Genomic DNA, 26,836 nt, shown 5'->3' on the forward strand with positions numbered 1-26,836 from the left:
GCGGGGCACGCTGTTCGAGGCGGCTGATGCCGAAACGCCGGGGGACCCCGGGGCCACAGGACGCGGCAGACAAAGGAACGAAATATGTTCGCGGTTCTTAAAACCGGCGGCAAACAGTACAAAGTTCAATCGGGCGACACGCTCCGCGTTGAAAAACTGGCCGCAAATGCAGGTGATACCGTCCAATTCAACCATGTGCTCATGATCGGTGGCGATGCGCCGCAGGTCGGCAGCCCCGTGGTCGAGGACGCAGGCGTTCAGGCCGAAGTCATCGAACAGATCAAAGGCCCAAAGACGATCAACTTCGTCAAGCGCCGCCGGAAGCACAGCTCCAAGCGCACCAAGGGCCACCGCCAGCAACTGACGCTGGTGCGGATCACCGACATCCTCGCCAAGGGCGCAGGTAAATCCGGTGTGATGGCTGCCGAAAACGGCGCAGGTTTTGGCGTTGCCGCTGCAACCCCTGCCGCCGCTCCGAAGAAAGCCAAAAAGGCAGAGGCACCCAAAGCCGACGCCCCGAAGGCCGAAGAAAAGAAAGCCGCCCCCAAGAAAGCCGCCAAGGCGGACGCGGGCGCGGACGATCTCAAGCAACTGTCGGGCGTTGGCCCCGCGCTTGAGAAGAAACTGCACGAAGCTGGCGTGACCACCTTTGCGCAGATCGCAGCATGGACGCCCGAGGATGTGGCTGCTATGGACGAGATACTGTCTTTCAAAGGCCGGATCGAGCGTGAAGGCTGGATCGAACAGGCCAAAGAAAAGACACAAGGCTAAGGAGAGAGACGCATGGCACATAAAAAAGCAGGCGGTTCATCCCGGAACGGTCGCGACTCCGCGGGCCGCCGTCTTGGCGTGAAACTCTACGGTGGCCAAGCGGCCATTCCCGGCAATATCATCGTGCGTCAGCGCGGGACCAAGTTCTGGCCCGGCGAAGGCGTTGGTATGGGCAAAGATCACACAATCTTTGCAACAGTCGATGGCGCCGTAACCTTCCACAAAGGCCTCAAGGGTCGCACATTTATTTCCGTGCTCCCGGCAGCGGAGGCTGCAGAATAAGCCGTACCCAGAGGGTTTTGACAAAATCAGGGATCGGCGGAAACGCCGGTCCCTTTTTCGTTTCCGCCATTTCCCGCAAAAAGCGAGGACGGTCTGATGACAGACCACATGACAACCGAACGCCTGACCCTGCGCCATCCCCGGATGCAGGATGCGGCGACGATTGCGGCATTGGTGGGCGATCTGGAGGTCTCGCGCTGGCTGACGCGCGTGCCGCACCCGTACACATTGCAGGATGCGCAGGACTTTGTCGGTCGCGTCGCGGTGGGCGGCAGCAACACCTTTGTCATTTGTGTGGGCGATCAGGTCGTGGGGTGCATCGGCACGCAGGCGCAGTTGGGTTATTGGCTGGGCCAGAACCATTGGGGCCGTGGATATGCGTCCGAGGCGGCGCGGGCCATGGTCGCCCGCCACTTTGGCTTGGGCCATTCAGAATTGGACAGCGGCCATTTCGCTGAAAACGTCGCGTCGCGCCGCGTGCTGGAAAAGCTCGGCTTTGTCCGCACGTCGCAGGAGCAGGCCAAATGCCCTGCAACCGGCGACCGGCATGTGTTGCAACGCATGGTTCTGACCCAAGATATGTGGGAGGCGCAGACATGAACACAGCATCCAAACCGATCCTACAGGGCCCCCGCGTCACCTTGCGCGATGTGGCCGATGGCGATGTCGATGGGCGGTTTGCCCTTGGCAACACACCCGACATTGTCCGCATGTTCGGCGGCGATCCTGCACAGGTGCGCGACATCACCCGCGACGCGGCACAGGCTTGGGTCGACGCTCAGCGGGCAGAGATGCACGCGTGGGTGATCGAGGCGCATGGCGCACTGATTGGTGCGATCCGCCTGCACAGTGTGAACCCGGTGGACAAGCGCGCCCAGATTGCCATTGGCATTCTGGACCCGGCGGCCTTGGGCAAGGGCCTTGGCACCGAAGCCATGCAACTGTTGGCGGCACACGCGTTTGACGACATGGGCCTGCACCGGCTGGGATGTCGCGTGCTGGACTTCAACACCCGCGCCATTGCGGCATATGAAAAGGTGGGTTTTGTCGTAGAGGGGCGCGAACGCGAATCCGCCATCATCGGTTCGGACTGGCATGATGACCTGATCATGGGCCTGCTCGACCGCGATCTGGCGCGGCTGTCATGAGCGTCGCGGCCCTGTCCTTTGCCGTGTTCGCGGCCAGTCAGGTGGGCACGCCGGGACCGGCCAACATGGCGTTGCTGGCCACCGGGGCGCGGTTCGGATTTCGCACCGCGTTGCCCTTTGTGGCCGGTGTCGCTTTGGGCAAGCAATTCGTGATCTGGCCTGTGGGCTTTGGCTTGATGGAACTGGCCGACCGCGCGCCGTGGATCTTCGAAACACTCAAATGGGTGTCAGCGGCCTACATTATCTGGCTCGCTTGGAAAGTGGCCAATCTGCGCCTGAACACCAAAGCCGAGGCACGCGCGCCGGGCTTTGCCGCAGGGCTGATCGTACACCCGCTCAATCCCAAGGCATGGGCCATGATCGTCGCAGGGTTCACCGGATTTGTGGCGCCGGGCACAGACCCTCTTATCGCGACGGCAACCATTGGCGGCATATTGCTCGCCTGTCAGGTGCTTTTGCACCCGATTTGGACACTTGCCGGAGACCGCATCGCGCGCACCCTCGCGGGGACGCGCAGCGAACCCTATCTGATGTATACCCTTGCGGCCCTGACGGTCGCATCGGTCCTGTTTGTTTTGTTCGGAGGAGGGACATAGCAATGGAGATGGAAAAGATCGTGGCACAAACGGTGATCGAGACGGAGCGGTTCGATCTGCGCCCCGTGCGCAAGTCCGACATGGGCCTGATCGAAATGTATACGAGTGATCTGCGTGTCGCGCGCATGACCACGTCGATCCCACACCCGATCCCGCCGGGCAGCACCGAAGCCTTTGTGTCCCGCGCCATGGCCGACGACCGCGAAGAGGACGTGTGGATAATGGACGGGCTGAAATCAGACCGGGCCGAAGTGATGGGGCTGATCTCGCTCAGCCGTCTGGATCGGAACCAGTCCGAAGTGGTCTACTGGGTCGCGCCCCATTTCTGGAACACGGGTCTGGCCTCCGACGCGGTCGAGGCGCTGGTGCAGACCAATCCAATGCAGAACGACACCATGTTCGCCAGTGTCTTTCAGGACAACCCGGCCTCGGCCCGTGTCCTGACCCATTGCGGGTTCAAGTACCTTGGCGACGCCGAAAACTACTCGGTCGCGCGGGATGCCAATGTGCCCACGTGGACCTATAGCCGTAAACTGTGATTGCGGGGGCGGTGCCCCCACGTTAGGACGCCGTCCATGAAGTTTCTTGACCTGACCAAAGTCTACATCCGCTCCGGCGCGGGCGGAAACGGGTGTATCTCGTTCCGCCGTGAAAAGTACATCGAATATGGCGGCCCCGACGGCGGTGATGGTGGTAAGGGCGGGTCGGTCATCGCAGAGGCGGTGGACGGGCTCAACACCCTGATTGATTTCCGCTACCAGCAGCACTTTTTCGCCAAGAACGGCCAGCCCGGCATGGGCCGTCAGCGCACCGGCAAGGATGGCGATGACATCGTGCTGCGCGTGCCTGCGGGGACCGAGATCCTCGACGAGGATCAGGAAACGGTGATCGCCGATCTGGTCAATGTGGGCGACACGGTCGAACTGGCGCGCGGCGGCAATGGCGGCTGGGGCAACCTGCATTTCAAATCCGCCACCAATCAGGCCCCGCGCCGGTCCAATCCGGGGCAGGAGGGGGTGGAGCGCACGCTGTGGCTGCGGCTCAAGCTGATTGCCGACGTGGGTCTGCTGGGCCTGCCCAATGCGGGCAAGTCGACATTCCTGGCCACCACCTCCAATGCACGGCCCAAGATTGCGGATTATCCTTTCACCACGCTGCACCCCAATCTGGGCGTTGTGGGCGTCGACAACACGGAATTTGTCGTGGCCGACATCCCCGGCCTGATCGAAGGTGCGTCCGAAGGGCGCGGCTTGGGCGATCTGTTCCTTGGCCATGTGGAACGTTGTGCGGTGCTGTTGCATCTGCTGGACGGCACCTCCGACACGGTGGCAGAGGATTACGCCACCATCATCGGAGAGCTTGAGGCCTACGGCGGCGATCTGGCCGACAAGCCACGCGTGACGGTGCTCAACAAGATCGACGCACTGGATGAAGAAGAGCGTGCAAGCGCCCGTTCTAAATTGGAAACAGCAAGCGGCGGACCCGTAATGATGATGTCTTCTGTCGCGCGCGAAGGTGTGACAGAGGTGCTGCGCACCGTGCGCAACCAGATCGACGACGACCGCCTGCGCCACCGTCCCGCAGAAGAGGCTGAACCGTGGCGTCCCTGACCGATGCCCGGCGGCTCGTGGTCAAGATCGGGTCGGCCTTGCTGGTCGACCGCCACACCGGCGCGCTGCGGCAGGATTGGTTGGCCGGGCTGGCCGAGGATGTGGCATGGCTCACCGGGCAGGGGTGTCAGGTTGTGCTGGTGTCTTCCGGCTCCATCGCCTTGGGTCGTGGCGTTCTGAACCTGCCTGCGAGCGATCTGGCACTGGAACAGTCGCAAGCCGCCGCAGCCGTGGGTCAAATCCGCCTCGCCCGCGCCTACGAAGAGGCGCTGGCACCCCACGGGATCACAACTGCACAGGTGCTTATGACGCTTGAGGACAGCCGCGACCGCCGCCGGTATCTCAACTCGCGGGCCACGCTGGAACAGTTGCTCAGCCTGCGCGCCGTGCCCATCGTCAATGAAAACGACACTGTGGCGACCGACGAAATCCGCTTTGGTGACAATGACCGGTTGGCGGCCCAAATCGCGGCGACCATCGGCGCCGATCAACTTGTGCTGCTGTCGGACGTGGACGGATTTTACAGCGCCAACCCCGCAGATGATCCATCCGCACACCGCTACGACATCATCGACCAGATCACACCCGAGATCGAGGATCAGGCGGGCGACGCCGGTTCGGGCCTGTCCAAAGGCGGGATGAAAACCAAGCTGATGGCGGCCAAGACCGCCACAGCGGCGGGTTGCGCCATGGCCATTTGCCACGGCGCTGCGACGCGTCCACTGCACGCGCTGGCCAACGGGGCCAACGCCACATGGTTCACCGCAACGCTCGACCCGGCCTCGGCCCGCAAACGCTGGATCGCCGCGATGAAACCGCAGGGTACATTGACTCTCGATGCTGGCGCAATCAAGGCTTTGTCTTGTGGAAACAGTCTGTTGCCCGCCGGTGTTCATGCGGTCTCCGGCACCTTTGGGCGCGGCGAACCGGTGGCATTGATTGATGGTGACGGCCATCAACTGGGTCTTGGCCTGACACGGTACACCGCCGAAGAGGCCCATAAAATCAAAGGCCACCACAGTGCTGAAATCGAAACGCTGCTGGGCTATCCCGGCAGGGCCGCGCTGATCCACCGGGATGATATGGCGCTTTGATCTTCTTCTGACTAAAAATACCATCGCCGAAGGCATAAAATCCTCCGGCGCACCGCCTGCAAAGGACGCTCCGCATGAAAGATCTCGACAACATCCCCGCCGTCATGGCCGACATCGGTGCGCGCGCCAAGGCGGCCGCCGCCGTGCTGGCCTGTGCCAGTGCCGAACGCAAGCACGCGGCCCTGATCGGTGCAGCCGAACATGTCTGGGCCAACCGCACCGCGATCATCGCAGCCAATGACAAGGATATGGCCTTTGGCGCCGACAAGGGATTGTCGGACGCGATGATGGACCGGCTGCGCCTTGATGAAGACCGCATTCGCGGCATGGTCGACGGGTTGCGCGCCGTGGCCGAGCAGGCCGATCCTGTGGGCGAAGTGCTCGCCGCGTGGGATCAGCCATCCGGCCTGAACATCAAACGCGTGCGTACACCTTTGGGGGTCGTGGGCGTGATCTACGAAAGCCGTCCAAACGTGACGGCGGATGCAGGTGCCTTGTGTCTCAAGGCGGGCAATGCCGTGATCCTGCGCGGCGGTTCCGAAGGGTTCAATTCATCGCAGGCCATTCATGCCGCGCTCCAAGCCGGTCTGCGCGATGCCAACCTGCCCGAAGACGCAATCCAATTGGTGCCGACGCGCGACCGCGCCGCCGTCAGCGAGATGCTGACCATGACCGATACGATTGACGTGATTGTACCGCGCGGCGGCAAGGGGTTGGTGGGCTTGGTCCAGCGCGAAGCGCGCGTGCCCGTCTTTGCCCATTTGGAGGGTATTGTGCACATCTATGTCGACAAGGACGCGGACCCTGAAAAAACGCTCAAAGTCGTGCTCAACGCCAAGACACGCCGCACGGGCATTTGCGGCGCGGCCGAATGCCTGCTGATCCATGCCGATGTGGCATCAACCATCGGGCAGGGCGTGGTGCGCGCGTTGATGGATGCGGGTGTGCGGGTCCACGCCGATGTGGCGTTGCAGAGTATTGATGGCGTACTCGCGGCGTCAGATGCGGATTGGGGGCGCGAATACCTTGATATGGATATTGCCGCGCGCATCGTTCCTGACATTGATGCGGCGATTGCGCATATCCGTACGTACGGATCGAACCACACGGATTGCATTCTGACCGAAGATTCCGATGCGGTCGCCAAGTTCTTTCGAGAGCTCGACAGCGCGATCCTGATGCACAACGCTTCGACCCAATTTGCCGATGGGGGCGAGTTTGGGATGGGTGCGGAAATTGGCATCGCGACCGGCAAGATGCACGCACGCGGACCCGTGGGCGCAGCACAACTGACCAGTTTCAAATATCTGGTGACCGGCGACGGGACTGTGCGCAGTTAGAACGACAGCGACAGCGCGCCGTTTTCATCGTGGGTGACGCGGATCTTGCGGTCGATGTCGCGGGTGTGGTGGTGCAGCAACCCGAACTGCACATGCGCCGGTGCCAGATCGTCCACAATGCCCGTGCTCAGCGTTTCCCACAGGGCTGGATCCACGCTGAACTTGTCGGCATGGCCCGTGATGGTCCATGTACTGTCCGTCAGCGACACTTCGATCCGTCCGCCATATGGCATCGCGGTTTCCATACATTGCAGCGCCAGAAACACCAGACGAACGGCCCAACGGGGCTGCGCGTCGAGCGGACCATAGGCCATGGTCAGGCGGCTGCCGCGCGTGTTGTCCTGCAGGATCGACACAACTTCGGCCCGGCCGACGGGTTGCGCACTTGCCGCCCCATACGCCATGCGGAAAAAGCGGATGCGCGCGCTCGCATTTTCCACGCTTTCGGAAATCAGTTCCATCTCGGGGCCGTCACTGCTGCCCGCCATGTTGAGCAGTTCCAGTCCGTTGTTGATCGCGCCAATTGGCGATATCAGGTCATGGCAAATGCGGCTGCCGATCAATGCCGCGAGATTCACGTTATTCTGGCCCATGCGGCGCTCCAACGGACAAAGGTTTCATGGAAGATTTGAACGCCATTCTCGCTCCCGGCATGTTGGTCCGACACCCTGATCACGCGGAGTGGGGCGTGGGGCAGGTGCAAAGCAACATCGCGGGAAAAGTGACCGTAAATTTCCCGGACACCGGAAAAATTGTGATCGATGGCACGCGCATTGCTCTTGTTCCCATATTCGATGCCTGAACATCCTTTCCGAATAGTTAACGATTTGCAACCATGCCGGGAACATCGCAAATATCTTTACCTTTCGCGCGCGCTCACCGATAGAGCACCGCGATGAGCCTGACACACGAGCCCGAATTTCGCGTCGCGATGGCGCGCGGTGATGACGATCTGACAGCGGCCTTTCGGCTGCGCTATGATGTGTTCGTGCGTGAATTGGGCGGCGGTGGTCCGCTTGTCGATCACGCGGCAGGTCTTGAGCGCGACGCGTTTGACGCGCATTTCGACCACATGTTGCTGTGGGACGATGCGGTGGGCACGCTGGTGGGTGTCTACCGGATGCTGCGCGCCGAGCAGGCCGAGGCGGCGGGGCAATTCTATTCCGAGGATGAATACGATCTGGGGCCGCTGCGCGCCACTGGCCGCCGTTTGCTTGAGCTTGGGCGGTCCTGCGTTCATGCCGATTATCGGGGCGGCGCCGCGATGTATCACCTTTGGGGCGGGTTGGCGGATTACGTGGCCCGGAATGCGGTTGATATCCTGTTCGGAGTTGCGTCCTTTCATGGCACGGATGTTGACACGCTGGCGGCGCCGCTGTCGCTGCTTCACCATCGCCACCTTGCGCCAGAGCCGTTGCGGGTGCAGGCCCGTGCGCCGCACGGTGTCGATATGGATATCGTGCCCGAAGACCGGATTGACCGCCGTGTGGCCATGGTTCAGGTGCCCGCACTGATCAAGGCCTATCTGCGTCTGGGCGGGGTTGTGGGGCAGGGGGCCTATGTGGACCACGGGTTTAACACGACGGATGTGTGCCTGATCATGGACACGGCGGCGATGTCGGCACGCCAACAGCGTATCTATGGGGCCGCGCAATGACCGTGACATGGGACGGCGCGCCACCACCGTCAGCCACACCACCCGGCGTACTGGGTTGGATGCGGATCATCCGACGGGGTCTGCCGATCCTCCTGACGATTCTGCTGGGCCTTGTGGTGCTGCTGCCCCTGCGGCTGATCGAACGCCCGCTCTTTGGACTGCACCGCCCGTGGACGCCGTGGATCACGCAAGCCGTGTGTCGATTGAGCCTGCTCTGGATGGGATTGGGATTTCACCGCACCGGGCGCCCAATGGACGCGCGCGGCGCAATCGTCGCCAATCATTCCAGTTGGCTGGATATCTTTGTGCTGAACGCGTCGGACAGGATATATTTCGTGTCGAAATCCGAAGTGGCGGGTTGGCCGGGCATTGGTGCATTGGCGCGCGCCACGGGGACATTGTTCATTGCGCGCGATCCCCGTCAGGCCAAGGTGCAGGCGCATCTGTTCGAAGAACGTCTGATGGCGGGACAACGGCTGTTGTTTTTCCCAGAGGGCACCAGCACAGACGGCCTCCGGGTGCTGCCGTTCAAGACAACCCTCTTTGCGCCGTTTTTCGCAGACGGCTTGCATGAGGTGTTGCATGTGCAACCGGTCACAGCGGTATATCATGCGCCCGCCGGCGCACCCGATCTGCGCACCTATGGATGGTGGGGCGATATGAGTTTTGGTGCGCATCTGCTGTCCACGCTTGCCTTGCCGCGGCAGGGACATGTCGAGGTGATCTATCATCCGGCGTTGCGCGCAGCGGATGCGCCAAACCGCAAAGCATTGGCGGCAGCGGCCGAGGCGGCGGTGCGAGGTGGGCATACGCTGGAGGCGTCAGAACACACCTGATCCAGCGGACGCTGCGCGACGACAGTATTGGGGGGCTCTGCCCCCGGCGCTGGCGTGCCTCCCCCGGGATTTTTTTTGGGGGACAGAGACGTTTCACAAGAGCTTTCATGGCCTTCGCAATTGTTGCTGAGCCGGTTGTGCTGACTGGTGTTTTGTTGGAATTTGAGAGGCCACGCTGGGCCTGCGCTCTTTTTCGGCATACCGGGGGCGGGCAGGGCTTGCCATTGGGATCGCAATCCCATAAAGCGCGGCCATTCAATCCGCAGTTCGGGGCGGGCAGATGGGGGAGACATCCCCAGATGTCCACCGGTTGGTGCATCCGCACTGATACCCCGGACGAGGCGAAAACCGGAAAAAGGATAGACACATGGCTCTTCCCGAGTTCTCCATGCGTCAGCTGCTTGAAGCTGGCGTTCACTTTGGCCACCAAACACAGCGCTGGAACCCCCGCATGTCGCAGTTCATCTACGGCGCGCGCAATGGCATTCACATCATGGACCTGACACAAACGGTTCCGATGCTGGATCAGGCCTTGCAAGCGGTGCGTGACACCGTTGCCAAAGGCGGCCGCGTTCTGTTCGTGGGCACCAAGCGTCAGGCGGCACAGCCTGTGGCCGAAGCCGCCGAGAAATGCGCGCAATACTACATGAACCACCGCTGGCTCGGTGGCACGCTGACCAACTGGCAGACCGTGTCCCAGTCGATCAACCGTCTGAAGTCGATCGACGAGCAGTCCGCGCAAGGCTTCGAGGGTCTGACCAAGAAAGAGCGTCTGGGCATGGAACGTGACCAGGGCAAGTTGCAGGCCTCGCTTGGCGGTATTCGCGAAATGGGCGGTCGTCCTGACCTTCTGTTCGTCATCGACGTCAAGAAAGAAGCACTGGCCGTGGCCGAAGCCAACAAGCTGGGCATCCCGGTTGTGGCGGTGGTGGACACCAACTGTTCGCCCGATGGTGTGGATTACATCATCCCCGGCAATGACGACGCGGCCCGCGCCATCTCGCTTTATTGCGATCTGGCTGCGCGCGCGGCTCTGGACGGCATGAGTGCCCAACTGGGTGCGGCAGGCGTTGATCTGGGTGAAATGGAAGAAGCCCCGGTTGAAGAAGCGGTTGCCGAAGAGGCCCCTGCTGAGGCGGCTGCCGAGACGCCAGCAGAGAGCTAAGCCCGTCGAACTTCTGACATATGCGGCGGGCCGTGGTCTGCCGCATCCCACACCTATTTGAGGAGAGCCGAGAGATGGCAATCACAGCAGCATTGGTGAAAGAACTGCGCGACAGCACGGGCGCAGGCATGATGGACGCGAAAAAAGCGCTGACCGAAACGGATGGCGACATGGAAGCCGCCGTGGACTGGCTGCGCACCAAAGGTCTGGCCAAGGCCGCCAAGAAGTCGGGCCGCACTGCGGCTGAGGGCCTTGTGGCCGTCGTCGTGGACGGTGGCACTGGTGTCGCGGTCGAGGTGAACTCGGAAACCGACTTTGTCGGCAAGAACGCCGAATTCCAAGAGATGGTCGCAGGCATCGCCAAAGCCGCACTGGGTGTCGATGATGTGGACGCGCTGGTGGCTGCCGATATGGGCGGCAAAACCGTCGCTGATGTCGTGACCGACAAGATCGCCACCATTGGCGAGAATATGTCCGTGCGCCGCATGGCCAAGCTGTCGGGCGGTACGGTCGTCTCTTACGTCCACAACGCGGCGACCGCAGGCATGGGTAAGATCGGCGTTCTGGTTGCCATGGATGGCGGAGATGAGGCGTTTGGCAAGCAGGTGGCGATGCATATCGCCGCTGTGAACCCCGCCGCCCTGTCCGAGGCGGACATGGATCCTGCCGTGGTCGAAAAGGAAAAGCAGGTCCAGATGGATATCGCCCGTGAAAGCGGCAAGCCCGAGCAGGTGATCGAGAAGATGATTGTGGGCCGGATGAAGAAGTTTGTCGCCGAATCGACCCTATTGAACCAGCAATTCGTGGTGAACCCCGACCTGACCGTCGAAGCCGCAGCCAAAGAAGCGGGTGCCACCATCACTGGTTTTGCCCGTCTCGAAGTGGGCGAAGGTATCGAGGTCGAAAAAGAAGACTTTGCCGCCGAAGTTGCGAAAGCAGCGCAAGGCTGACATCTTCCCCTTGTTCGACTATCTAACGGCGTGCCTTGCGGGGCACGCCGTTTTTCGTGGCGATGAGGGGTTTGGGCCGGTGCTGGATGTCGGGGACGGGCATACGCTGTGGTTCGAGCAGCGCGGGCAGGGGCGCGATGCGCTGGTCCTCCACGGTGGTCCGGGATCGGGATGCGTGCCGGGACACTACGATCTGTTCGATCTGAGCCGTTACCGGGTGACATTGCTGGACCAGCGCGGATGTGGGCGCAGCCGTCCGTGGGCGGGGCACGATCTGGCAGCGCTTGAGTTTAACACAACCGCGCATCTCATTGATGATATTGAAAGATTACGTAATCATCTGTCCGTGGATCGCTGGGTGATCTTTGGTGGATCATGGGGCACGACCCTCGCCATGGCATATGCGCAGGCGCACCCCGGTCGGGTATCCGCGATGATCCTGGCCGGGGTTGCGACAACAGCGCCACGCGATTTGCAATGGCTGTACGGAGATATCGGAAATGTTTTCCCCGAAGCCTATGCCGATTTTGCAGACCATGTCCCGGTGGACGCGGACCCTGTCCATACACCGGACCGCATTGCTGCTTACGCCGCGCTTTTGCGCGATCCGGCAACGGCACAAGCGGCAGCGGATGCATGGTGCGCGTGGGAGGTGGGCATTTTTGGGGGCGATATTGATAGGCCCGGGTCGCGATTCGCCGATCCTGCATTTCGCTTAGGCTTTGCGCGGGTGGTCACGCACTATTTCGCGCATGGGGCGTGGCTGGCGCCGGATGCGCTTTTGCAAAAGGTCGGTCGTATTGCACATATACCGTGTCACATGATTCACAGCCGGTTTGACCCATCCTGCCCTTTGCGTGCGGCATGGATGTTGAACGCGGCTTGGCCTGCCGCCCGCTTGCAGATCCTTGACGGCACAACACATTCGGCACTGGAAGCAGAGATGACCACAGCCATTCGCGCCGCAACAGACCAAATGCTTTTGGTTGGGTGAGGTCGGCGGGATCACGTTTGGGGTCGCGATCCCGCCTTAGTCGGCGTCCTTGCCACGGGGATGAGACAGACGGACGCTAGGTCCGACCCACTTGCGGATCAATACACAAGTAGGCCGGTTCGGGTAAAACCCGGAACAGATCCCGAGAGCCACCGAAATCACGGCAGGTCGGGCTCTATGTTCCCTGGCCAAAGCCACCACTCACGGAACTGTTACAGGTTCGCTTTTTTGGCCGGATTTCGAAAGTCCGGGATTCCTTACCCGTTGGACAAAAAATGCCATCTGACACGGGTCGGGTGACACAATTGCGGTCATCCGCGTTGCGGAATCAGAGGCCGCTAGGCCGGATCTGGAAATGAAACCAAAGGCTTACGCCTCAAGAATGAACATCTGGTTGGCAAAGGCCGCCTTGAGCACCGCTTGCGCAGTTGTTTCCACCGCCAACGCCTCGCGCGCGAGGCGCAGATGCTTTTCAACCGTGGCGGAGGTCAGCCCCATAAGCACTGCAATATCCTGCATCGTCTTGCCATCCCCCACCCATTCCAGCGCTTCGCGCTGACGCCGGGTGAGTACCCGTTTGGGCGACACGTAGGGCAGGGTGAGGATCTTGAGATGTGCGATATTGTTCATCAACTGGATGTCATTGCCATGTTCTTCCCACATGGCATCCACCTCTTCCTGACTCATGCCTTCGCGGGCGGTCAGGGCAATCGCCCCTTTGGACCGGGCAGAGATGGCCTTGAAGCTGATCGTGTAACCGGCTTTGACGCCCATCGAGACATTAAAGGCCAGAACGCGCAACTCTTGCGGGGTAAGTGTCTCGGCTTGGCGCATCTCGCCCAGCACGCTCCAGCTTCCCGCTCCTTCATTGTTGAGCGCCCAATTCACCATAGGCGCATGAAGATAGTGCTGTTCACCTATGAAAACATTCATATAATCCTGATCGTGATTGGTCAGGATCACAAAGTCTTCGGGATCTCCGAGCGAAACGCCGGACCGGTAATGGGTAAAGCCGTAGATGAGCCGGTCAAAGCCATACTCCGCCATTTTGGCTGTGTGCGCTTCCCAAAGGTCCTGAACCGTTTGGTAATTCGCCAGCCTGTGCAGATAGCTTTTCATCCAGTCTCCCCCAAGTGACCAATGATGGCGTCCAGTGCCAGACTATACCCGGCTGCGCCAAAGCCGCAAATCATACCCACCGCCACAGGCGCGATCATGCTGTGATGCCGAAAGCTCTCGCGGGCGTGGATATTGCTGAGATGCAGTTCGACCGTGGGCACTTGCGTGCCCGCGATGGCGTCGCGCAGTGCAATTGACGTGTGCGTGTAGGCGCCCGCATTCAGGATGATGCCGTCATGGGTGCCGCGTGCTGCGTGAATGGCATCGACCAGTGCGCCCTCTTGGTTGGACTGTTGGCAGGTCACGTTGACCCCTTTGCCTGCGCCATAAGCGATCACGTCCGCCTCGACCTCGGCCAATGTGGTGGCCCCGTAGATGTCCGGCTCGCGCAGGCCAAGCAGGTTCAGGTTGGGACCGTTCAGGACGAGGATCGAAGGCATGGTGATAATTCCTTTTGTCTCTCGTCTGTTAGCGGGCGGGGGCAGGGTCTGTCCAGCATTGCGTGAGGCCTGTTCAAAACAGGATCAAAGCGTGCCAATCGGCAACAAGCGCCGGTTTATCCGCACCGTCAATCTCGATCTCGAGCGTCACAGTGCGCATCAACCCATCTTCACCTCGCGCCTCGGCACGTTTGAGGGTGAACTGCCCGCGCACTCGCTGGCCCGGCCGCACCGGGGCCAGAAACCGCAGCCGGTCAAAGCCGTAGTTGATGCCCATGCTTTGTCCCGGCAGGTCCTCGAAACAGTCATAGTCAAAACGGCTGGCGAGGCTGAGTGTCAGGAAACCATGTGCAATGGTGCCGCCCAGAGGCGTCTGCGCTGCGCGTTCCGGGTCGATATGAATGAACTGATCGTCTTTCGTCACCTCGGCAAAGCGGTCGATCATCGTCTGATCCACCTCTATCCATGCGGACGGTCCAAAACGCGTCCCGATGCGCGCCTGCAAATCGGCAAGTGCCGCGTCGCGTGGCGTCATGGATCGGGGCCCACACGCACCATGCGCTTGCCGGTATTATCACCGGCCAACAGACCGATCAGCGCGGCAGGAGCGCTTTCCAAACCGTCCATCACATCCTCAGTCACCTTGATCTGGCCGCTGGCGACCCAAGTTTGCAGAGCGCGCTGTGCCTTGGCATCATCCCGCGCAAAATCCATGACGATGAACCCCTCCATCCGCAGCCGCTTGACCACGACCACGCCAGGCAGATTGCGCGGACCGGTGGGGGTGGTGGTGTCGTACTGGCTGATCGCGCCGCAGCACACAACGCGGCCGCGTTCGTTCATCAGGTTCAGCGTCGCCTCAAGAATGCCGCCGCCCACATTGTCGAAATAGACGTCAACGCCTTCGGGGCAGGCGGCGCGCAGCGCTTTGAACACGCCGCCCGCGCGGTAGTCGACACAGGCGTCAAAGCCCAGTTCGCCCGTCACATGAGCGCATTTCTCAGGCCCGCCCGCAATGCCCACGACACGGCACCCCAGCGCCTTGCCGATCTGTCCCACATAGCCGCCCACCGATCCGGCGGCGGCAGACACAACGATGGTTTCGCCCGCCAGAGGCTGACCGATCTGCATCAGCCCGTGAAACGCCGTCTTGCCCGCGATACCGTAAACGCTCAGCAGGTGGGTCAGGGGCTGAACCTTGGGCAGCTTCTGGAGCTTGTGGGCCGGGCGCACCACATGGTCGGCCCAGACCGCCTCAGCGGCGACCAGATCACCCGCGCTCAGGCGCGGCGATTGGCTCTCGACCACTTCGCATATGGCGTAGGTCGGCATGGCATCCCCAGCCTTGACCGCATCGCGGTAGGTTGCGCCCTGCAACCAGCTGCGGTTGGCCGCATCGATGCTCATCACAATCACGCGCAACAGCGCCTCGCCGGGTCCGGGGACAGGCCGGGCGACGTCCTGTAGCTCAAAATGTTCAGACCCCAGCGCGCCTTCGGGCAGGTGGGTGACGACGATCTGGCGGTTCATGCGGTGTCTCCTACGATCAGGACAATCTTGCCCATGGCTTTGCGCGCGGCCACAAGGTCAAGCGCCTGTGCGGCGTCCTGCATGGGGAAGCGCGCGGATATGTGGGGGGCGATGGCACCTTTGGCGTAGAGGGCAAAAAGTTCCTGCACATTTTGCGCATGTGCCGCAGGGTCCCGATAGATGGACGCCCCCCAGAACACGCCCACGATCTGGCACGATTTCAGCAGGGCGAGATTCAGCGGGATTGACGGAATGCCAGCGGGGAATCCGACAACCAGATAGCGCCCGCCCCACGCCATGGAGCGTATCACAGGCTCTGCATAGGCGCCGCCCACGGCGTCATAGGCGACGTTGACACCGTCCGGGCCTGCCAGCCGCTTGATCTCTGCGCTCAGCGTCTTTTGCGCGGCGCGGTCCATCTCGCGCGGGTAGATCAGAGTTTCATCCGCACCCAGATCGCGGCAGAACGCGGCTTTGTCTTCGGAACTGACGGCGGCAATGACCCGCGCGCCCGCAGCCTTGCCCAGCTCGATCGCCGCAGCGCCGACACCGCCCGCTGCCCCAAGGATCAGCAGCGTTTCTCCGGGCGCAATCTGACCACGGTCCTTGAGCGCATAGTGGGACGTGCCGTAGGTGAACAGAAAACAGGCGGCGGTGTCGAAGGGCATGTGATCGGGCAGCGGAACGCAGGCACTGGCCTGCGCGCACAGGTGGGTGGCAAAGCCGCCAAAGCCGGTCATGGCCAGCACCCGATCACCAATGGCAAGTGCGTCGACACCGGCACCCACAGCCTCCACAACGCCCGCCACTTCGCCGCCGGGGGCAAAGGGGCGCGGTGGTTTGATCTGGTAGAGGTCGCGAATGATCAGCGTGTCGGGAAAATTCACACCCGCCGCGTGAATCGCTATCCGCACCTCACCTGATTTGGGTTCAGGCGTCGGACCTTCGGTCCATTCCAGCGTATCCGGCCCGCCGGGGTCCGTGCTCAGCATGGCGTGCATTGCGTCCCTCCCTTGTCATGACGTCACGGGAACGGGGTGTACGTCCCGCACCTTTGGTTGCATCCTGCGCCCCAGCGGGCAGGGCTGTAAAGCGGGTCGCTTGGCGACGTGACGGCAGCAGGCACATCAGGGAGGATGAACTATGGACCCCAACACACTGTTTTCACTTGAGGGTAAAGTGGCATTGGTCACAGGTGGCGCCACTGGAATAGGGCGGATGGCGGCCACGGGGCTTGTGGCGGCGGGCGCGCGCGTGCTCATCGCCAGCCGCAACGGGGCGGCCTGCAGCGAGGCTGCGGATGCGCTGAACGCCATGGATGCGCAGGGAAGCGCAGAGGGCTTTGCCGCCGATCTCAGCACCGAAGACGGCATCGCGACACTGGTGACCGAAGTGCAGGGCCGCACGGACGCGCTGCACATCCTGATGAACAATTCCGGCGTCACCTGGGGCGCGCCCTTGGGTCAGTTTCCGCACGCAGCGTGGGAAAAGGTGATGAACGTGAATGTCGCGGCGCTCTTTCACCTGACCCAGGCGCTGCTGCCGACCCTGATCGCCTCCAGCACATCCGACGACCCGGCGCGCGTTGTGAATGTGGGCTCCGTGATGGGTGAAGCGCCTTTGGGTGACGGTGCGTACAGCTACGCGGCATCGAAGGCGGCCGTTTTGCATCTGACGAAAATCATGGCCAAGGAACTGGCCCCGCACCACGTCACCGTCAATGCGCTGGCGCCCGGACCCTTTGTCAGCAAGATGACCGCCTTTGCGACCGCCGACGCGGACACCCGCGCCAAGGTGGGGGCGGATGTGCCCTTGGGCCGCGTGGGCCGGGACGAGGACATCGCAGGCTGCGTGCAGTTCCTGTGTGGCATGGGAGGTGCCTATCTTACTGGTGCGGTCCTGCCCGTCTCTGGCGGCGTGCAGGTGATGTCGGGCCCAAACCTCTTTCGTGCCGCTTTCGAGAGTTGACGCCGCCCCCGATCCCCCTTCTTCTTTTGTAAAATACTCCGGGGTCTGGGGCAGCGCCCCAGTCCTGCCCGCACCACCAAAAAAGGACATATCTCATGCGCGACGCCGTCATCGTCTCCACCGTTCGCACGCCTATCGGCAAAGCCTATCGCGGCGCGTTTCAGGCCATGCCACCGCAAACGCTGGCCGCGCATGTGATTGCCCATGCGGTGGACAGGGCCGGGCTGGAGCCCGCCGAGGTTGAGGATGTGATCTTGGGCGCGGCGCTCCAGCAAGGGCATCAGGCGAGCAATATTGCGCGGCAGGCGGCGGTGCGGGGCGGGATGCCGGTGACCACGGCAGGGATGAGCGTTGACCGGCAATGCGCCAGCGGGATGATGGCCATTGCCACCGCCTGCAAACAGGTGGCCCATGATGGTGTCGACATCATGGTGGCGGGCGGGGTGGAATCCGTGTCGCTTGTGCAGACGCCCGAGATGCGCGCAGCAGCAGATCCCATGCTCAAGGACCGCAAGCCCGAGATCTATATGTCAATGCTTGAAACGGCCGAGACCGTGGCCGCGCGCTATGGCATCACCCGCGAGGCGATGGACGCGTATGCGGTTCAGTCGCAGGACCGCACTGCCGCCGCCCAACAGGCGGGCAAGTTCGCAGATGAAATCGAGCCGATGCCCTCCGTCGTTATGGCCAAAAACCCCGACACCGGTGAGGTCGAACAGCAGATGGTCATGCTGACCGAAGATGAAGGCAACCGGCCCGGCACCACGCTGGAAAGCCTCGCCGGGCTGAAGCCGGTCTTTGCCGACGGAATCCACATCGCGGAGGGCCAGTTCATTACAGCCGGAAACGCATCCCAGCTGTCCGACGGCGCGTCAGCTTGCGTTGTCATGGAGGCCGCAACCGCCGCGCGCAAAGGGCTGAGCCCGCTGGGGCGCTGCAAGGGCGTTGTGGCAGTGGGCTGCGAGCCCGACGAGATGGGGATCGGTCCGGTCTTTGCCGTACCAAAACTGCTCAAGGCGCATGGGCTGACCATGGATGACATCGACCTGTGGGAACTGAACGAGGCCTTTGCGGTGCAGGTGCTGTATTGTCGCGACAGGCTGGGCATCCCGGATGATCTTTTGAATGTGAACGGGGGCGCCATCTCGATCGGTCACCCCTATGGCATGTCCGGCGCGCGGATGGTTGGCCATGCATTGATCGAAGGGAAACGGCGGGGCGCGAAATATGTTGTTTGCACAATGTGCGTGGGCGGTGGCATGGGGGCTGCGGGGCTGTTCGAGGTATTGTGAGCGTGATCCCGGTGGAAATGTCCAGAGATGAGTATTTGAAAAGAGAAGAAGCAGGGGAACGGCACGTATGAGAGATGACAGCCATCTGCCGCAGGCCTTGCGCGGGCTGCGCTTGCCCATGATTGCAGCCCCCCTGTTCATCATTTCGGTGCCCGAACTGGTCATTGCGCAATGCAAGGCCGGTATCATCGGGTCATTTCCGGCGTTGAATGCGCGTGAACCCGAAGGGGCGCCGCCCTTGCTGGATGCGTGGCTGACGCAGATCACGGAGGAACTGGACCGGCACAATCAGGCGCACCCGGACCGGCCTGCCGCGCCCTTTGCGGTGAACCAAATCGTGCACCGGTCCAACGCGCGGCTGAAACGGGATCTGGAGATTTGCGTGCGTCACAAAGTGCCTTTGTGGATCACCAGCCTTGGCGCGCGGGTCGAGGTGAATGAGGCCGCGCACAGTTGCGGCGGTGTGGTCCTGCATGACGTCATCAACGACACCTTTGCCCGCAAGGCCATTGCCAAGGGCGCGGATGGCCTTGTGGCCGTCGCGGCCGGAGCGGGGGGACACGCTGGCCAGCAATCGCCGTTTGCCCTGGTTCAGGAGATCCGAAGCTGGTTCGACGGCCCGCTGGCCTTGTCGGGGGCAATCGCCACCGGCCAATCCCTGCTTGCCGCACGCGCGATGGGGGCTGATTTCGGCTATGTCGGCTCACCCTTTATTGCGACGGACGAGGCCAATGCTGATGCGGGGTACAAGGACATGATCGTCGACAGCGGTGCCGAGGATATCGTTTATTCTTCGCTCTTTACTGGCGTGTGGGGTAACTATCTGCGCGGCTCGGTAGAGGCTGCGGGCATGGACCCGGACAATCTGCCCACCGCCGATGCAGCGTCGATGGATTTCGCTTCGGGGTCCTCCAAACCCAAGGCGTGGAAGACAATCTGGGGCGCAGGGCAGGGCATTGGCGTGGTCAAAGCGCGCGCACCGGTGGCCGCTCTGGTCGACCGGATTGCGGAGGAATACGCCGCTGCCGGGGATGCGTTGTGCCGCACATTCGGAGAAACGCCATGAGTGACGCACAGATGTTGGATACGGACGCTGTGCGCGCTTACCTCCGTGACCAGTTGCCAGGCTTTGACGGGCCGGTGACGGCGACCAAGTTCGCGGGAGGGCAATCAAACCCGACATTCCGGCTGCACACCGCTGCGGGTGATTATGTGCTGCGGCGCAAGCCGCCCGGCCAGCTTTTGAAATCCGCCCACGCGGTCGAGCGGGAATACCGCGTGCAAAAGGCACTGGCCGGGACGGACGTGCCCGTTGCGCATATGCATTTGCTTTGCGAGGACAGATCGGTCATCGGGTCCGCGTTTTACGTGATGGATCACGTCGTGGGGCGAAACTTTAACGAACCGACGCTGGACGGGCTGGAGCCATCGGACCGCGGTGCCGTGATCGATGATATGAACCGGGTTCTGGCCGCTTTGCACGAAGTGGACATCGACGCGGTTGGCCTTAGCGATTACGGCCCCCCCGGTCACTATCTGGCCCGGCAGGTGGGACGCTGGACCAAGCAGTACCGCGCCTCGGAAACCCAGGACATTGGGGATATGAATGCGCTGATCGACCGGCTGGATGCAGAGATGCCCGAGGATGATGGGCAACGCACGCTGGTGCATGGCGACTACCGGATCGACAACATGATTTTTGCCGCAACCGGAACGCGCTGTCTGGCGGTTCTGGATTGGGAGTTGAGCACGATCGGCCACCCATACGCAGACCTCGCATCCGTCATCATGCAATGGCAGTTGCCACCCGGGCGTGAAGGGCGTGGTCTGGCGGGTGTGGACCGGGCATCATTGGGGCTGCCGTCGGATGGCGCATTCCTCAAAGCCTATTGCGCGCGCAGGGGCATCGAACGGATCGACAATTTCGGCTACTACGTCGCGTTCTGCTTTTTCCGTATGGGGGCCATCATTCAGGGGGTTCTGAAACGTGCGCTGGACGGCAATGCGTCCAACCCCGAACGGGCGATGCAGCTTGGGGCATATGTGCCGCTGTTTGCGTCCAGCGGATTGCGCGCATTGGACGGCTGACGCCTGCTACCACAGCTTGGCCACGGCCCGGCGGAGCCTTTCGCGCAGGGTGCGGCGTTGGCGTGCGTGGCTGATGCCGCGCCATGTCGCGTAGTCCCCGCGGAGCAATGAATTTGGCATGACGTCGATGCCCGAGGGTGGAAACGGGTCGTTCATATCAAGAGCTACGACATCATCCGCTGAAAACCCGCTGTGTTTGAGATGAAAATCAATGAGGTGTTCGCCTGCCACGTGGTCCCCGCTTGCCACGAAGGCGCGGGCTGACGTTATGGCGGACATGTAGACCTGCATCACCTTTGGTGAGCCGATGGCGAACTGGTCGTTCCCGGAAATCGCACCCGCGCGTTTCTCCGAATTTGGTTGATAGATCTTGCCACGCTCCATGGTGCCAAAGTCAAAGGACCGGTTCAGCGCAAAGTCTGTTCGCGCCCGGATCACAAAATCATACGGCTTTTGCACCAGCCCCCAGGATGCAGACAGGCATTGCAGCATGAACAGCGCGTTCTCAGCGGGAAAATGTGCGCTATGTGTTTTTGAATAATATGCCAGAATTCCCGCGTGTTCTGCAGCAAACGGGGCCGGATCAAGCCATTCTAAGGTGTCGAACGTCCAATCGCCGAAATCAACAGGTGTGTCTGACCGCCAAAAGCATCCCAGCACATCCACATCATGGTCGTTCAACAGATTGCGCGCATAAAACTCATAAGACAGATGCGCAGATCGCGGCTGGCCGGAGAAAACGAGGGCTATTTTCGAGCGTGTCATGAGGCTGGGTTTAATCACTGCCGCGCTTATTGAACAGGGCAGAGCATGGCGCATCTGTTTGTCGCGCGAGGCCGGGCTTGGCACGCGCATCAACTGGCGTAATGTGGCGGATATGGCAAATACACTTGATCCCGCGCGGCTGGGCCGCATCACCGATTGGGCAGCGCGCTGCGTGGACACGCGCCGCTTTGCCGGATTGTCGGTTCTCATCTACCAGCACAGTCGCGAAGTGTATTATGACGACGCCGGTGTGCGTGATCTGGACAGCGGCGCGCACTTTGCCCGTGATACGGTGGCACGCATCTATTCGATGACCAAGCCGATCACGTCTTTGATCCTGATGATGCTGGTCGAGGAGGGCAGGGTGCATCTGGATGCGCCTGTGTCCCGTGTCTTGCCCGCCTTTGGCAACCCGCGCGCCTTGCGACCCGGTGCCACGAGCGTCGAGGACACAGAACCCTGTGCGGTGCCGACATTGCATCAGGTGCTGACGCATCAATCGGGCCTGAGCTACCCGTTCAACCCCGGTGTGCTAGGCCGGGAGATGGAGGCGCGCGACCTGCTGTTCAAGCCACAGGCGGGCACATTGGCGGCACAGTGCGATCTGTTGGCCACGCTTCCGTTGGCCTTTGCGCCGGGCGCGCGCTGGGAATACTCCGTCGGCATCGACGTGATCGGGCGGGTGATCGAAAGTGTCACAGGTCAGTCGTTGGACACAGTGTTTCAGGACCGTGTGTTAGGTCCGCTGGGCATGTCGGAGACTGGATTTGCCGTCAGCGATGCGCTGCTCGACCGTTTTGCGACGCTGTATACACCGCTTGCAGGCAACGCGATGGACCTGAACGCCGCAGCACCCGTTCCAGGCACATTGCGCGTGGTTGACGAGGCCGCAGCGTCGCCCTTTCGCCGCACGACCTGTTTCAGCGGCGGTGGCGGGCTGACAGGTACAATTGACGATTACATGCGCTTTGCCGAATGCCTGCGACAAGGCGGGCAGGGGCTGGTGTCACCCTCGACCGTCCGCTTTATGCTGTCGAACCATCTGCCCGGTGACATCGCCAGCCTCGGACCGTCCAGCTTTGCCGAACAGCCCATGGACGGCGTCGGGTTCGGCATTGGTGGCGCGGTGGTTCTGGACCCTGCGCGCAGCCGCGTGCCGTCGTCCGTGGGCGATTTCAGTTGGGGTGGCATGGCGTCCACATTCTTCTGGATTGATCCGGTACACGACATATCGGCCGTCCTGTTCACCCAGCTCAGCCCATCATCGGCCACTCCGGCGCGTGCAGAACTCAAGGCGCTGGTGCATGGCGCGCTGATGTGACAGGCAAGGGCCATGACAGACGCACATCAGACATTGCTGGACCTGCTGGCCGTTGAACGGCTCGAGGTGGACCTGTTTCGCGGCACCGGGCAGGGGGGCGAGACATCGACCCGTATTTTTGGCGGGCAGGTGATCGGTCAGGCGCTGGCCGCCGCCTATCGCACGGTCGAAGACCGGCTATGCCATTCGCTGCACGCCTATTTCATCCGCCCCGGCGATCCCGAAGTGCCGGTGGTCTATCAGGTGGACCGCGCGCGTGACGGGGGCAGTTTCACAACACGGCGCGTTGTGGCGATCCAGCACGGGCGGCAAATTCTGAACATGTCCGCATCGTTCCACGTGCAGGAAAGCGGCTGGGCGCATCAGCATCCCATGCCCGAGGTCGAGGGACCGGATGGGTTGGCGGACCGGGGCACACTACGGGCCGCCGTGGTGGAGCATATTCCCGAAAAGTATCACGAAGAATTCCTGCGTCCGCGCCCCATCGACATTCGCGAAGTGGCGCCCCGCGATTTCTTTACACCGCCGCCAGCGGATGATGTGTCACATCTTTGGTTTCGCATGGCCGCAGCACAGGGCATCGCCCCTGAATTGCAGCATTGCCTGCTGGCCTATGCGTCTGATCTGAACCTGCTGGGGACTGCGCTGCGCCCGCATGGGCAGACCTGGTTCACCGGCAAAGTCATGGCGGCCAGCCTTGATCACGCGATGTGGTTCCATGCGCCTGCCGCGTTCAGCGACTGGCATCTGTACACCATGGACAGCCCATGGGCCGGCAACGGACGCGGGTTTAATCGTGGCAAGATTTACGACCGAGACGGGCGGCTGATTGCGTCCGTCGCCCAAGAGGGTCTGATGCGTCCGGCGGAGCCACGCGGGCAGGGTGCCTAGTCGTGATATCCGCGGTTCAGTTTGCGCATCCCACCCAGCCATCTTTCGTAATCATTGGCCTTTAGAGCCATGTAATCACGCACTTTTTCGTGCGGCAGAATCAAGAAAACGCCGTCCTTGATGCCTTGGATGGCGGCTTCGGCCACCTCCTCGGGCTCAAGGATACCATCAGCGGCAGCTGCGTGGTCCTCGTGACCTTTGATCATCGGGGTGCGCACGCCTTGGGGGCACAGGCAGGACACGCCGATCCCGTCATCGCCATGGGTCATCGCCAACCATTCCGCCAATCCCACAGCGGCGTGTTTGGTCACACCGTAGGGTGCCGAGCCGATCTGATTCAGCACCCCCGCAGCGGACGCCGTGTTGAGCAGATGACCGCCGCCACGTTCGATCATGCCGGGGATAAGGCGGCGCGCGGCCCAGACATGGGACATGACATTGATGCGCCACATGCGGTCCCATGTGTCATCGGGCAACGCAACACCGCCTGACGTCAGAACGCCCGCGTTTGAACAGAACAGGTCAATGGGTCCCAGCTGCGCCTCGACTGTGTCGATGGCGCGTGTCAGATCAGCCTCGTCGCCGACATCAACTTTAACGGCTAGGCCGTTGATTCGGTGTGCGACTTGCTGTGCCTTTGTGTCGTCGACATCAAGGCAGGCGACGGATTTGGCGCCATGGTGATGGGCCGCGCGCGCCAAAGCTGCGCCGATGCCTTGTGCCGCGCCGGTTATTGCGACGGTCTTGCCTGATACATCCATGCTGCGCGCGCTCCTCTGGTCTACGCAGCATGGCGCTGGTGTCCGGTGGGGGCAATGATTCCACTGTACGGACATGGCCGGAGAATCTATCGAGATTTCTTATAATCCACATTATGTAATATTTTATACAGTGCGCCGCACAAAGCAGGTGCATCGTAGAAACCCATTGCAATTCCGGCTGGCGCTCCCATTTGTTACGATATTCGTACAATAAGGAGCCGAACATGAACCGACCAACAGGATTGATCGCAATTGCCTTGGCATTGGGACTGGCACAGATCACATGGGCCAATGAGCTCACCAATCTACCGCAACCCCCTGAGCTTGCAACGCAAAGCACATATCTCACCAACGAAGAAGTGCTGTTCCTGCCAACAGATACCGGGACCGCATGGGCGTTCTTTCGCGCAAAACCGATCACAGACTATCTGGAACCGACGGACCGAATCCCAGCCATTGAATCCGTTGAAGTGCTCAAGGAGCCTTGGGGGGAACCCGGCAGCGTCCGGCGTGTGTCCCTGGACGGTGGTGGCGCGGTATTAGAGCGTGTTCTGACCAGCACAGATACGGAATTCACCTATCGAATCTGGGACGTACAGACCGGTTCTGGTCGCTTTATCAATCACATATACGGCGAGTTTCATGTCAGGCCAGTAAACGACGGCGCCGAGATCGTCTGGCGCTACAATATCGCGCCCAATGCCTTCTTTGCCCGGCCATTCATCCGACGGTTCCTGAACAACGATTTCGAACCGTTCATGGAAGGTGGACTGGCCGGTCTGGACGCCGCGTTTCAAGCGCAACAGTGATCAGCCCAACGCGTACCCTGCCCCACGCACTGTCCGCACCGGATCGCCACCACCGAATTGCGTCAACGCCTTGCGCAGCCGTCCAATATGCACGTCAACGGTCCGCGTATCGACATAAATATCGCGGCCCCAGACACGATCCAAAAGCTGTTCGCGGCTCCAGACCCGGCCCGGTTTTTCCATGAATGTGCTCAGCAGTCGAAACTCTGTCGGGCCCAGTTTGAGGATGTCCGGTCCGCGCGTGACCTTGTGGCTTTCGGCATCAAGGACAATATCGTCAAACTCCAGCCGCTGTCCGACCGTCGATGGGCGCACGCGCCGCAGTTGCGACCGCACGCGCGCCATCAATTCGATAACAGAGTATGGTTTGACCACGTAATCATCCGCGCCGGTTTCCAGCCCGCGCACTTTGTCGACTTCTTCGGAGCGCGCGGAAAGCATGATGACGGGGATATTGCGCGTCTCGGGCCGTATTTTCAGCCTGCGGCACACTTCGATCCCGCTCAGATGCGGCATCATCCAATCAAGGACAATGATGTCCGGCAGATCCTCATCCACCAGCAACAACGCTTCTTCACCGTTTTGCGCACGGCTGACGGCGAACCCTTCGGCTTCGAGATTGTAGGCCAGCACTTCGCGTTGTGCGGGCTCGTCTTCGACAACCAGAACACGGGGCTGATCGGCGGACATTGCATCTACTCCGGCGTGATGTTGGTAACGGAGGTTTTGTCCGCCTTTTGGCGGCTTTCATCCGGAATGGACCCGGTCACCAGGTAGACAACCTGTTCTGCGATGGACGTCACATGATCGCCCATCCGTTCGATGTTTTTTGCGATGAAATGCAAATGCATACAGGCGGTGATGTTGCGCGGGTCTTCCATCATAAAGGTCAGGAATTCGCGGAAAAGCGCATTGTACATCTGATCGACCTCTTCGTCCCGGTCAATCACGTCCTGCGCCAGTTCGGCGTCACGAGCGATATAGGCATCCAGCGCGTCCTTGAGCATCCGCTCGACCTCGCGGGCCATGCGGCGCAGCGCACCGGCACTGTCGTTTACAGGTGCCATCTGGGCCAGAACGGATGTCCGCTTGCCCATATTTTTTGCATAGTCTCCAATGCGTTCGAGGTTGGCGCTCACCTTCATGATGGACAGCACCAAACGCAGGTCGATCGCCGTGGGGGCACGCAGCGCAATGACGCGCGCGGCCTCTTCGTTGATCTGCTCTTCGAGCGCGTCAATGGTCTTGTCGGCGCGCCGCACAGCTTCGGCGCGTTCCTCGTCACGGGTCTCGAGGCTGATTGCAGCCTCCATGATCGCGTTTTCGACGAGGCCGCCCATTTTCATAATCTGTGCCTGAATGGCCTCAAGGTCCCGATCAAAGGCCGAGGCGATGTGTTGGTCTTGCAT

General features: G+C 61.4%; 32 protein-coding genes. 22 read left to right on the plus strand and 10 right to left on the minus strand.

Going from position 1 to position 26,836, the window contains the following annotated elements; genetic code table 11:
- The first annotated feature begins 84 nt into the window (after positions 1-84).
- From Q1A85_RS18075 to Q1A85_RS18115, 9 genes are all read left to right on the plus strand, one after another.
- Positions 85-771, plus strand: a complete 687-nt coding sequence (locus Q1A85_RS18075) for a 50S ribosomal protein L21 (RefSeq protein ID WP_299692764.1) — start codon at positions 85-87, stop codon at positions 769-771.
- A 12-nt stretch (positions 772-783) separates the two neighbouring features.
- Complete coding sequence (gene rpmA, locus Q1A85_RS18080) at positions 784-1,053, plus strand: 50S ribosomal protein L27 (protein WP_189370744.1); 270 nt, start codon at positions 784-786, stop codon at positions 1,051-1,053.
- Positions 1,054-1,149: 96 nt separating this feature from the next.
- A complete protein-coding gene (locus Q1A85_RS18085) occupies positions 1,150-1,653 on the plus strand; it encodes a GNAT family N-acetyltransferase (RefSeq protein ID WP_299692767.1) in 504 nt (167 codons plus the stop codon).
- Entirely contained in the window at positions 1,650-2,201 is a 552-nt protein-coding gene (locus Q1A85_RS18090; RefSeq protein ID WP_299692770.1) for a GNAT family protein, read from the plus strand. The genes Q1A85_RS18085 and Q1A85_RS18090 overlap by 4 nt, the downstream gene beginning before the upstream one ends.
- Entirely contained in the window at positions 2,198-2,797 is a 600-nt protein-coding gene (locus tag Q1A85_RS18095; protein WP_299692773.1) for a LysE family translocator, read from the plus strand. The genes Q1A85_RS18090 and Q1A85_RS18095 overlap by 4 nt, the downstream gene beginning before the upstream one ends.
- 2 nt (positions 2,798-2,799) lie before the next feature.
- A complete protein-coding gene (locus tag Q1A85_RS18100; RefSeq protein WP_299692776.1) occupies positions 2,800-3,336 on the plus strand; it encodes a GNAT family protein in 537 nt (178 codons plus the stop codon).
- A 36-nt stretch (positions 3,337-3,372) separates the two neighbouring features.
- Complete coding sequence (obgE, locus tag Q1A85_RS18105; protein WP_299692779.1) at positions 3,373-4,407, plus strand: GTPase ObgE; 1,035 nt, start codon at positions 3,373-3,375, stop codon at positions 4,405-4,407.
- Positions 4,395-5,501 (plus strand): glutamate 5-kinase, encoded by a 1,107-nt coding sequence (gene proB / locus Q1A85_RS18110; protein ID WP_299692782.1) that lies wholly within the window; start codon positions 4,395-4,397, stop codon positions 5,499-5,501. Before obgE ends, proB begins: the two co-directional genes overlap by 13 nt.
- Before the next feature lie 74 nt (positions 5,502-5,575).
- Positions 5,576-6,841 (plus strand): glutamate-5-semialdehyde dehydrogenase, encoded by a 1,266-nt coding sequence (locus Q1A85_RS18115; RefSeq protein WP_299692785.1) that lies wholly within the window; start codon positions 5,576-5,578, stop codon positions 6,839-6,841.
- On the opposite strand, the gene Q1A85_RS18120 is transcribed toward Q1A85_RS18115, so the two are convergent.
- Positions 6,838-7,434, minus strand: a complete 597-nt coding sequence (locus Q1A85_RS18120) for a histidine phosphotransferase family protein (RefSeq protein WP_299692788.1) — start codon at positions 7,432-7,434, stop codon at positions 6,838-6,840. The two genes, Q1A85_RS18115 and Q1A85_RS18120, sit on opposite strands and share 4 nt — an antisense overlap.
- A gap of 26 nt (positions 7,435-7,460) precedes the next feature.
- Here Q1A85_RS18120 and Q1A85_RS18125 point away from each other — a divergent pair, with 26 nt between their 5' ends.
- The 6 genes from Q1A85_RS18125 to Q1A85_RS18150 all read left to right on the plus strand — a co-directional run bounded on the left by Q1A85_RS18125 (position 7,461) and on the right by Q1A85_RS18150 (position 12,443).
- Positions 7,461-7,643 (plus strand): DUF3553 domain-containing protein, encoded by a 183-nt coding sequence (locus Q1A85_RS18125; RefSeq protein ID WP_299692791.1) that lies wholly within the window; start codon positions 7,461-7,463, stop codon positions 7,641-7,643.
- A gap of 93 nt (positions 7,644-7,736) precedes the next feature.
- The gene (locus Q1A85_RS18130) at positions 7,737-8,498 is read left to right on the plus strand and encodes a GNAT family N-acyltransferase (protein WP_299692794.1); all 762 of its coding nucleotides are present in this window, start codon (positions 7,737-7,739) and stop codon (positions 8,496-8,498) included.
- The gene (locus Q1A85_RS18135) at positions 8,495-9,334 is read left to right on the plus strand and encodes a lysophospholipid acyltransferase family protein (protein WP_299692796.1); all 840 of its coding nucleotides are present in this window, start codon (positions 8,495-8,497) and stop codon (positions 9,332-9,334) included. The genes Q1A85_RS18130 and Q1A85_RS18135 overlap by 4 nt, the downstream gene beginning before the upstream one ends.
- Before the next feature lie 367 nt (positions 9,335-9,701).
- Positions 9,702-10,499: a 30S ribosomal protein S2 gene (gene rpsB / locus Q1A85_RS18140; RefSeq protein WP_299692800.1), complete on the plus strand. Its 798-nt coding sequence runs from the start codon at positions 9,702-9,704 to the stop codon at positions 10,497-10,499.
- 74 nt (positions 10,500-10,573) lie between these two features.
- Positions 10,574-11,449: a translation elongation factor Ts gene (gene tsf / locus Q1A85_RS18145; protein WP_299692802.1), complete on the plus strand. Its 876-nt coding sequence runs from the start codon at positions 10,574-10,576 to the stop codon at positions 11,447-11,449.
- Between the two features lie 10 nt (positions 11,450-11,459).
- Entirely contained in the window at positions 11,460-12,443 is a 984-nt protein-coding gene (locus Q1A85_RS18150; RefSeq protein ID WP_299692804.1) for an alpha/beta fold hydrolase, read from the plus strand.
- 369 nt (positions 12,444-12,812) lie between these two features.
- Here the strand turns inward: Q1A85_RS18150 and Q1A85_RS18155 are convergent, their stop codons facing one another.
- From Q1A85_RS18155 to Q1A85_RS18175, 5 genes are all read right to left on the minus strand, one after another.
- Positions 12,813-13,562 carry a LuxR family transcriptional regulator gene (locus tag Q1A85_RS18155; protein WP_299692806.1) on the minus strand — a complete coding sequence of 250 codons (750 nt, stop codon included), beginning with the start codon at positions 13,560-13,562 and terminating at the stop codon, positions 12,813-12,815.
- Positions 13,559-14,002, minus strand: coding sequence for a type II 3-dehydroquinate dehydratase (aroQ, locus tag Q1A85_RS18160; RefSeq protein ID WP_299692808.1), 444 nt, complete (start codon positions 14,000-14,002; stop codon positions 13,559-13,561). The genes Q1A85_RS18155 and aroQ overlap by 4 nt, the downstream gene beginning before the upstream one ends.
- Before the next feature lie 73 nt (positions 14,003-14,075).
- Positions 14,076-14,537 (minus strand): MaoC family dehydratase, encoded by a 462-nt coding sequence (locus Q1A85_RS18165; RefSeq protein ID WP_299692809.1) that lies wholly within the window; start codon positions 14,535-14,537, stop codon positions 14,076-14,078.
- Positions 14,534-15,532 carry an NADP-dependent oxidoreductase gene (locus Q1A85_RS18170; protein WP_299692812.1) on the minus strand — a complete coding sequence of 333 codons (999 nt, stop codon included), beginning with the start codon at positions 15,530-15,532 and terminating at the stop codon, positions 14,534-14,536. The genes Q1A85_RS18165 and Q1A85_RS18170 overlap by 4 nt, the downstream gene beginning before the upstream one ends.
- Positions 15,529-16,533, minus strand: coding sequence for an NADPH:quinone oxidoreductase family protein (locus Q1A85_RS18175; RefSeq protein WP_299692815.1), 1,005 nt, complete (start codon positions 16,531-16,533; stop codon positions 15,529-15,531). Before Q1A85_RS18175 ends, Q1A85_RS18170 begins: the two co-directional genes overlap by 4 nt.
- A gap of 142 nt (positions 16,534-16,675) precedes the next feature.
- On the opposite strand from Q1A85_RS18175, the gene Q1A85_RS18180 reads away from it, so the two are divergent.
- From Q1A85_RS18180 to Q1A85_RS18195, 4 genes are all read left to right on the plus strand, one after another.
- Positions 16,676-17,500, plus strand: coding sequence for an SDR family NAD(P)-dependent oxidoreductase (locus tag Q1A85_RS18180; RefSeq protein ID WP_299692818.1), 825 nt, complete (start codon positions 16,676-16,678; stop codon positions 17,498-17,500).
- Positions 17,501-17,595: 95 nt separating this feature from the next.
- On the plus strand, positions 17,596-18,792 hold the full coding sequence (locus Q1A85_RS18185; RefSeq protein ID WP_299692821.1) for an acetyl-CoA C-acyltransferase: 1,197 nt from the start codon (positions 17,596-17,598) through the stop codon (positions 18,790-18,792).
- Between the two features lie 67 nt (positions 18,793-18,859).
- Positions 18,860-19,858 (plus strand): nitronate monooxygenase family protein, encoded by a 999-nt coding sequence (locus Q1A85_RS18190; protein WP_299692824.1) that lies wholly within the window; start codon positions 18,860-18,862, stop codon positions 19,856-19,858.
- Entirely contained in the window at positions 19,855-20,880 is a 1,026-nt protein-coding gene (locus Q1A85_RS18195; RefSeq protein WP_299692826.1) for a phosphotransferase family protein, read from the plus strand. Before Q1A85_RS18190 ends, Q1A85_RS18195 begins: the two co-directional genes overlap by 4 nt.
- Before the next feature lie 6 nt (positions 20,881-20,886).
- Here Q1A85_RS18195 and Q1A85_RS18200 read toward each other — a convergent pair whose 3' ends face one another.
- The gene (locus Q1A85_RS18200; protein WP_299692829.1) at positions 20,887-21,645 is read right to left on the minus strand and encodes a hypothetical protein; all 759 of its coding nucleotides are present in this window, start codon (positions 21,643-21,645) and stop codon (positions 20,887-20,889) included.
- Between the two features lie 112 nt (positions 21,646-21,757).
- On the opposite strand from Q1A85_RS18200, the gene Q1A85_RS18205 reads away from it, so the two are divergent.
- Together Q1A85_RS18205 and Q1A85_RS18210 are read left to right on the plus strand one after the other, a co-directional pair.
- Positions 21,758-22,966: a serine hydrolase domain-containing protein gene (locus Q1A85_RS18205; RefSeq protein WP_299692832.1), complete on the plus strand. Its 1,209-nt coding sequence runs from the start codon at positions 21,758-21,760 to the stop codon at positions 22,964-22,966.
- 12 nt (positions 22,967-22,978) lie between these two features.
- Positions 22,979-23,857 carry an acyl-CoA thioesterase II gene (locus Q1A85_RS18210; RefSeq protein ID WP_299692835.1) on the plus strand — a complete coding sequence of 293 codons (879 nt, stop codon included), beginning with the start codon at positions 22,979-22,981 and terminating at the stop codon, positions 23,855-23,857.
- Here Q1A85_RS18210 and Q1A85_RS18215 read toward each other — a convergent pair.
- Entirely contained in the window at positions 23,854-24,618 is a 765-nt protein-coding gene (locus Q1A85_RS18215; RefSeq protein WP_299692838.1) for an SDR family oxidoreductase, read from the minus strand. The genes Q1A85_RS18210 and Q1A85_RS18215 overlap by 4 nt on opposite strands.
- 224 nt (positions 24,619-24,842) lie before the next feature.
- Here Q1A85_RS18215 and Q1A85_RS18220 point away from each other — a divergent pair, with 224 nt between their 5' ends.
- Positions 24,843-25,427: an SRPBCC family protein gene (locus Q1A85_RS18220; protein WP_299692840.1), complete on the plus strand. Its 585-nt coding sequence runs from the start codon at positions 24,843-24,845 to the stop codon at positions 25,425-25,427.
- Here the strand turns inward: Q1A85_RS18220 and phoB are convergent, their stop codons facing one another.
- Together phoB and phoU are read right to left on the minus strand one after the other, a co-directional pair.
- Positions 25,428-26,117, minus strand: a complete 690-nt coding sequence (gene phoB, locus Q1A85_RS18225) for a phosphate regulon transcriptional regulator PhoB (protein ID WP_299692843.1) — start codon at positions 26,115-26,117, stop codon at positions 25,428-25,430.
- Between the two features lie 5 nt (positions 26,118-26,122).
- On the minus strand, positions 26,123-26,836 hold the full coding sequence (phoU, locus tag Q1A85_RS18230; RefSeq protein ID WP_299692847.1) for a phosphate signaling complex protein PhoU: 714 nt from the start codon (positions 26,834-26,836) through the stop codon (positions 26,123-26,125).

Source organism: uncultured Tateyamaria sp. (genome assembly GCF_947503385.1).
Classification (GTDB): domain Bacteria; phylum Pseudomonadota; class Alphaproteobacteria; order Rhodobacterales; family Rhodobacteraceae; genus Tateyamaria.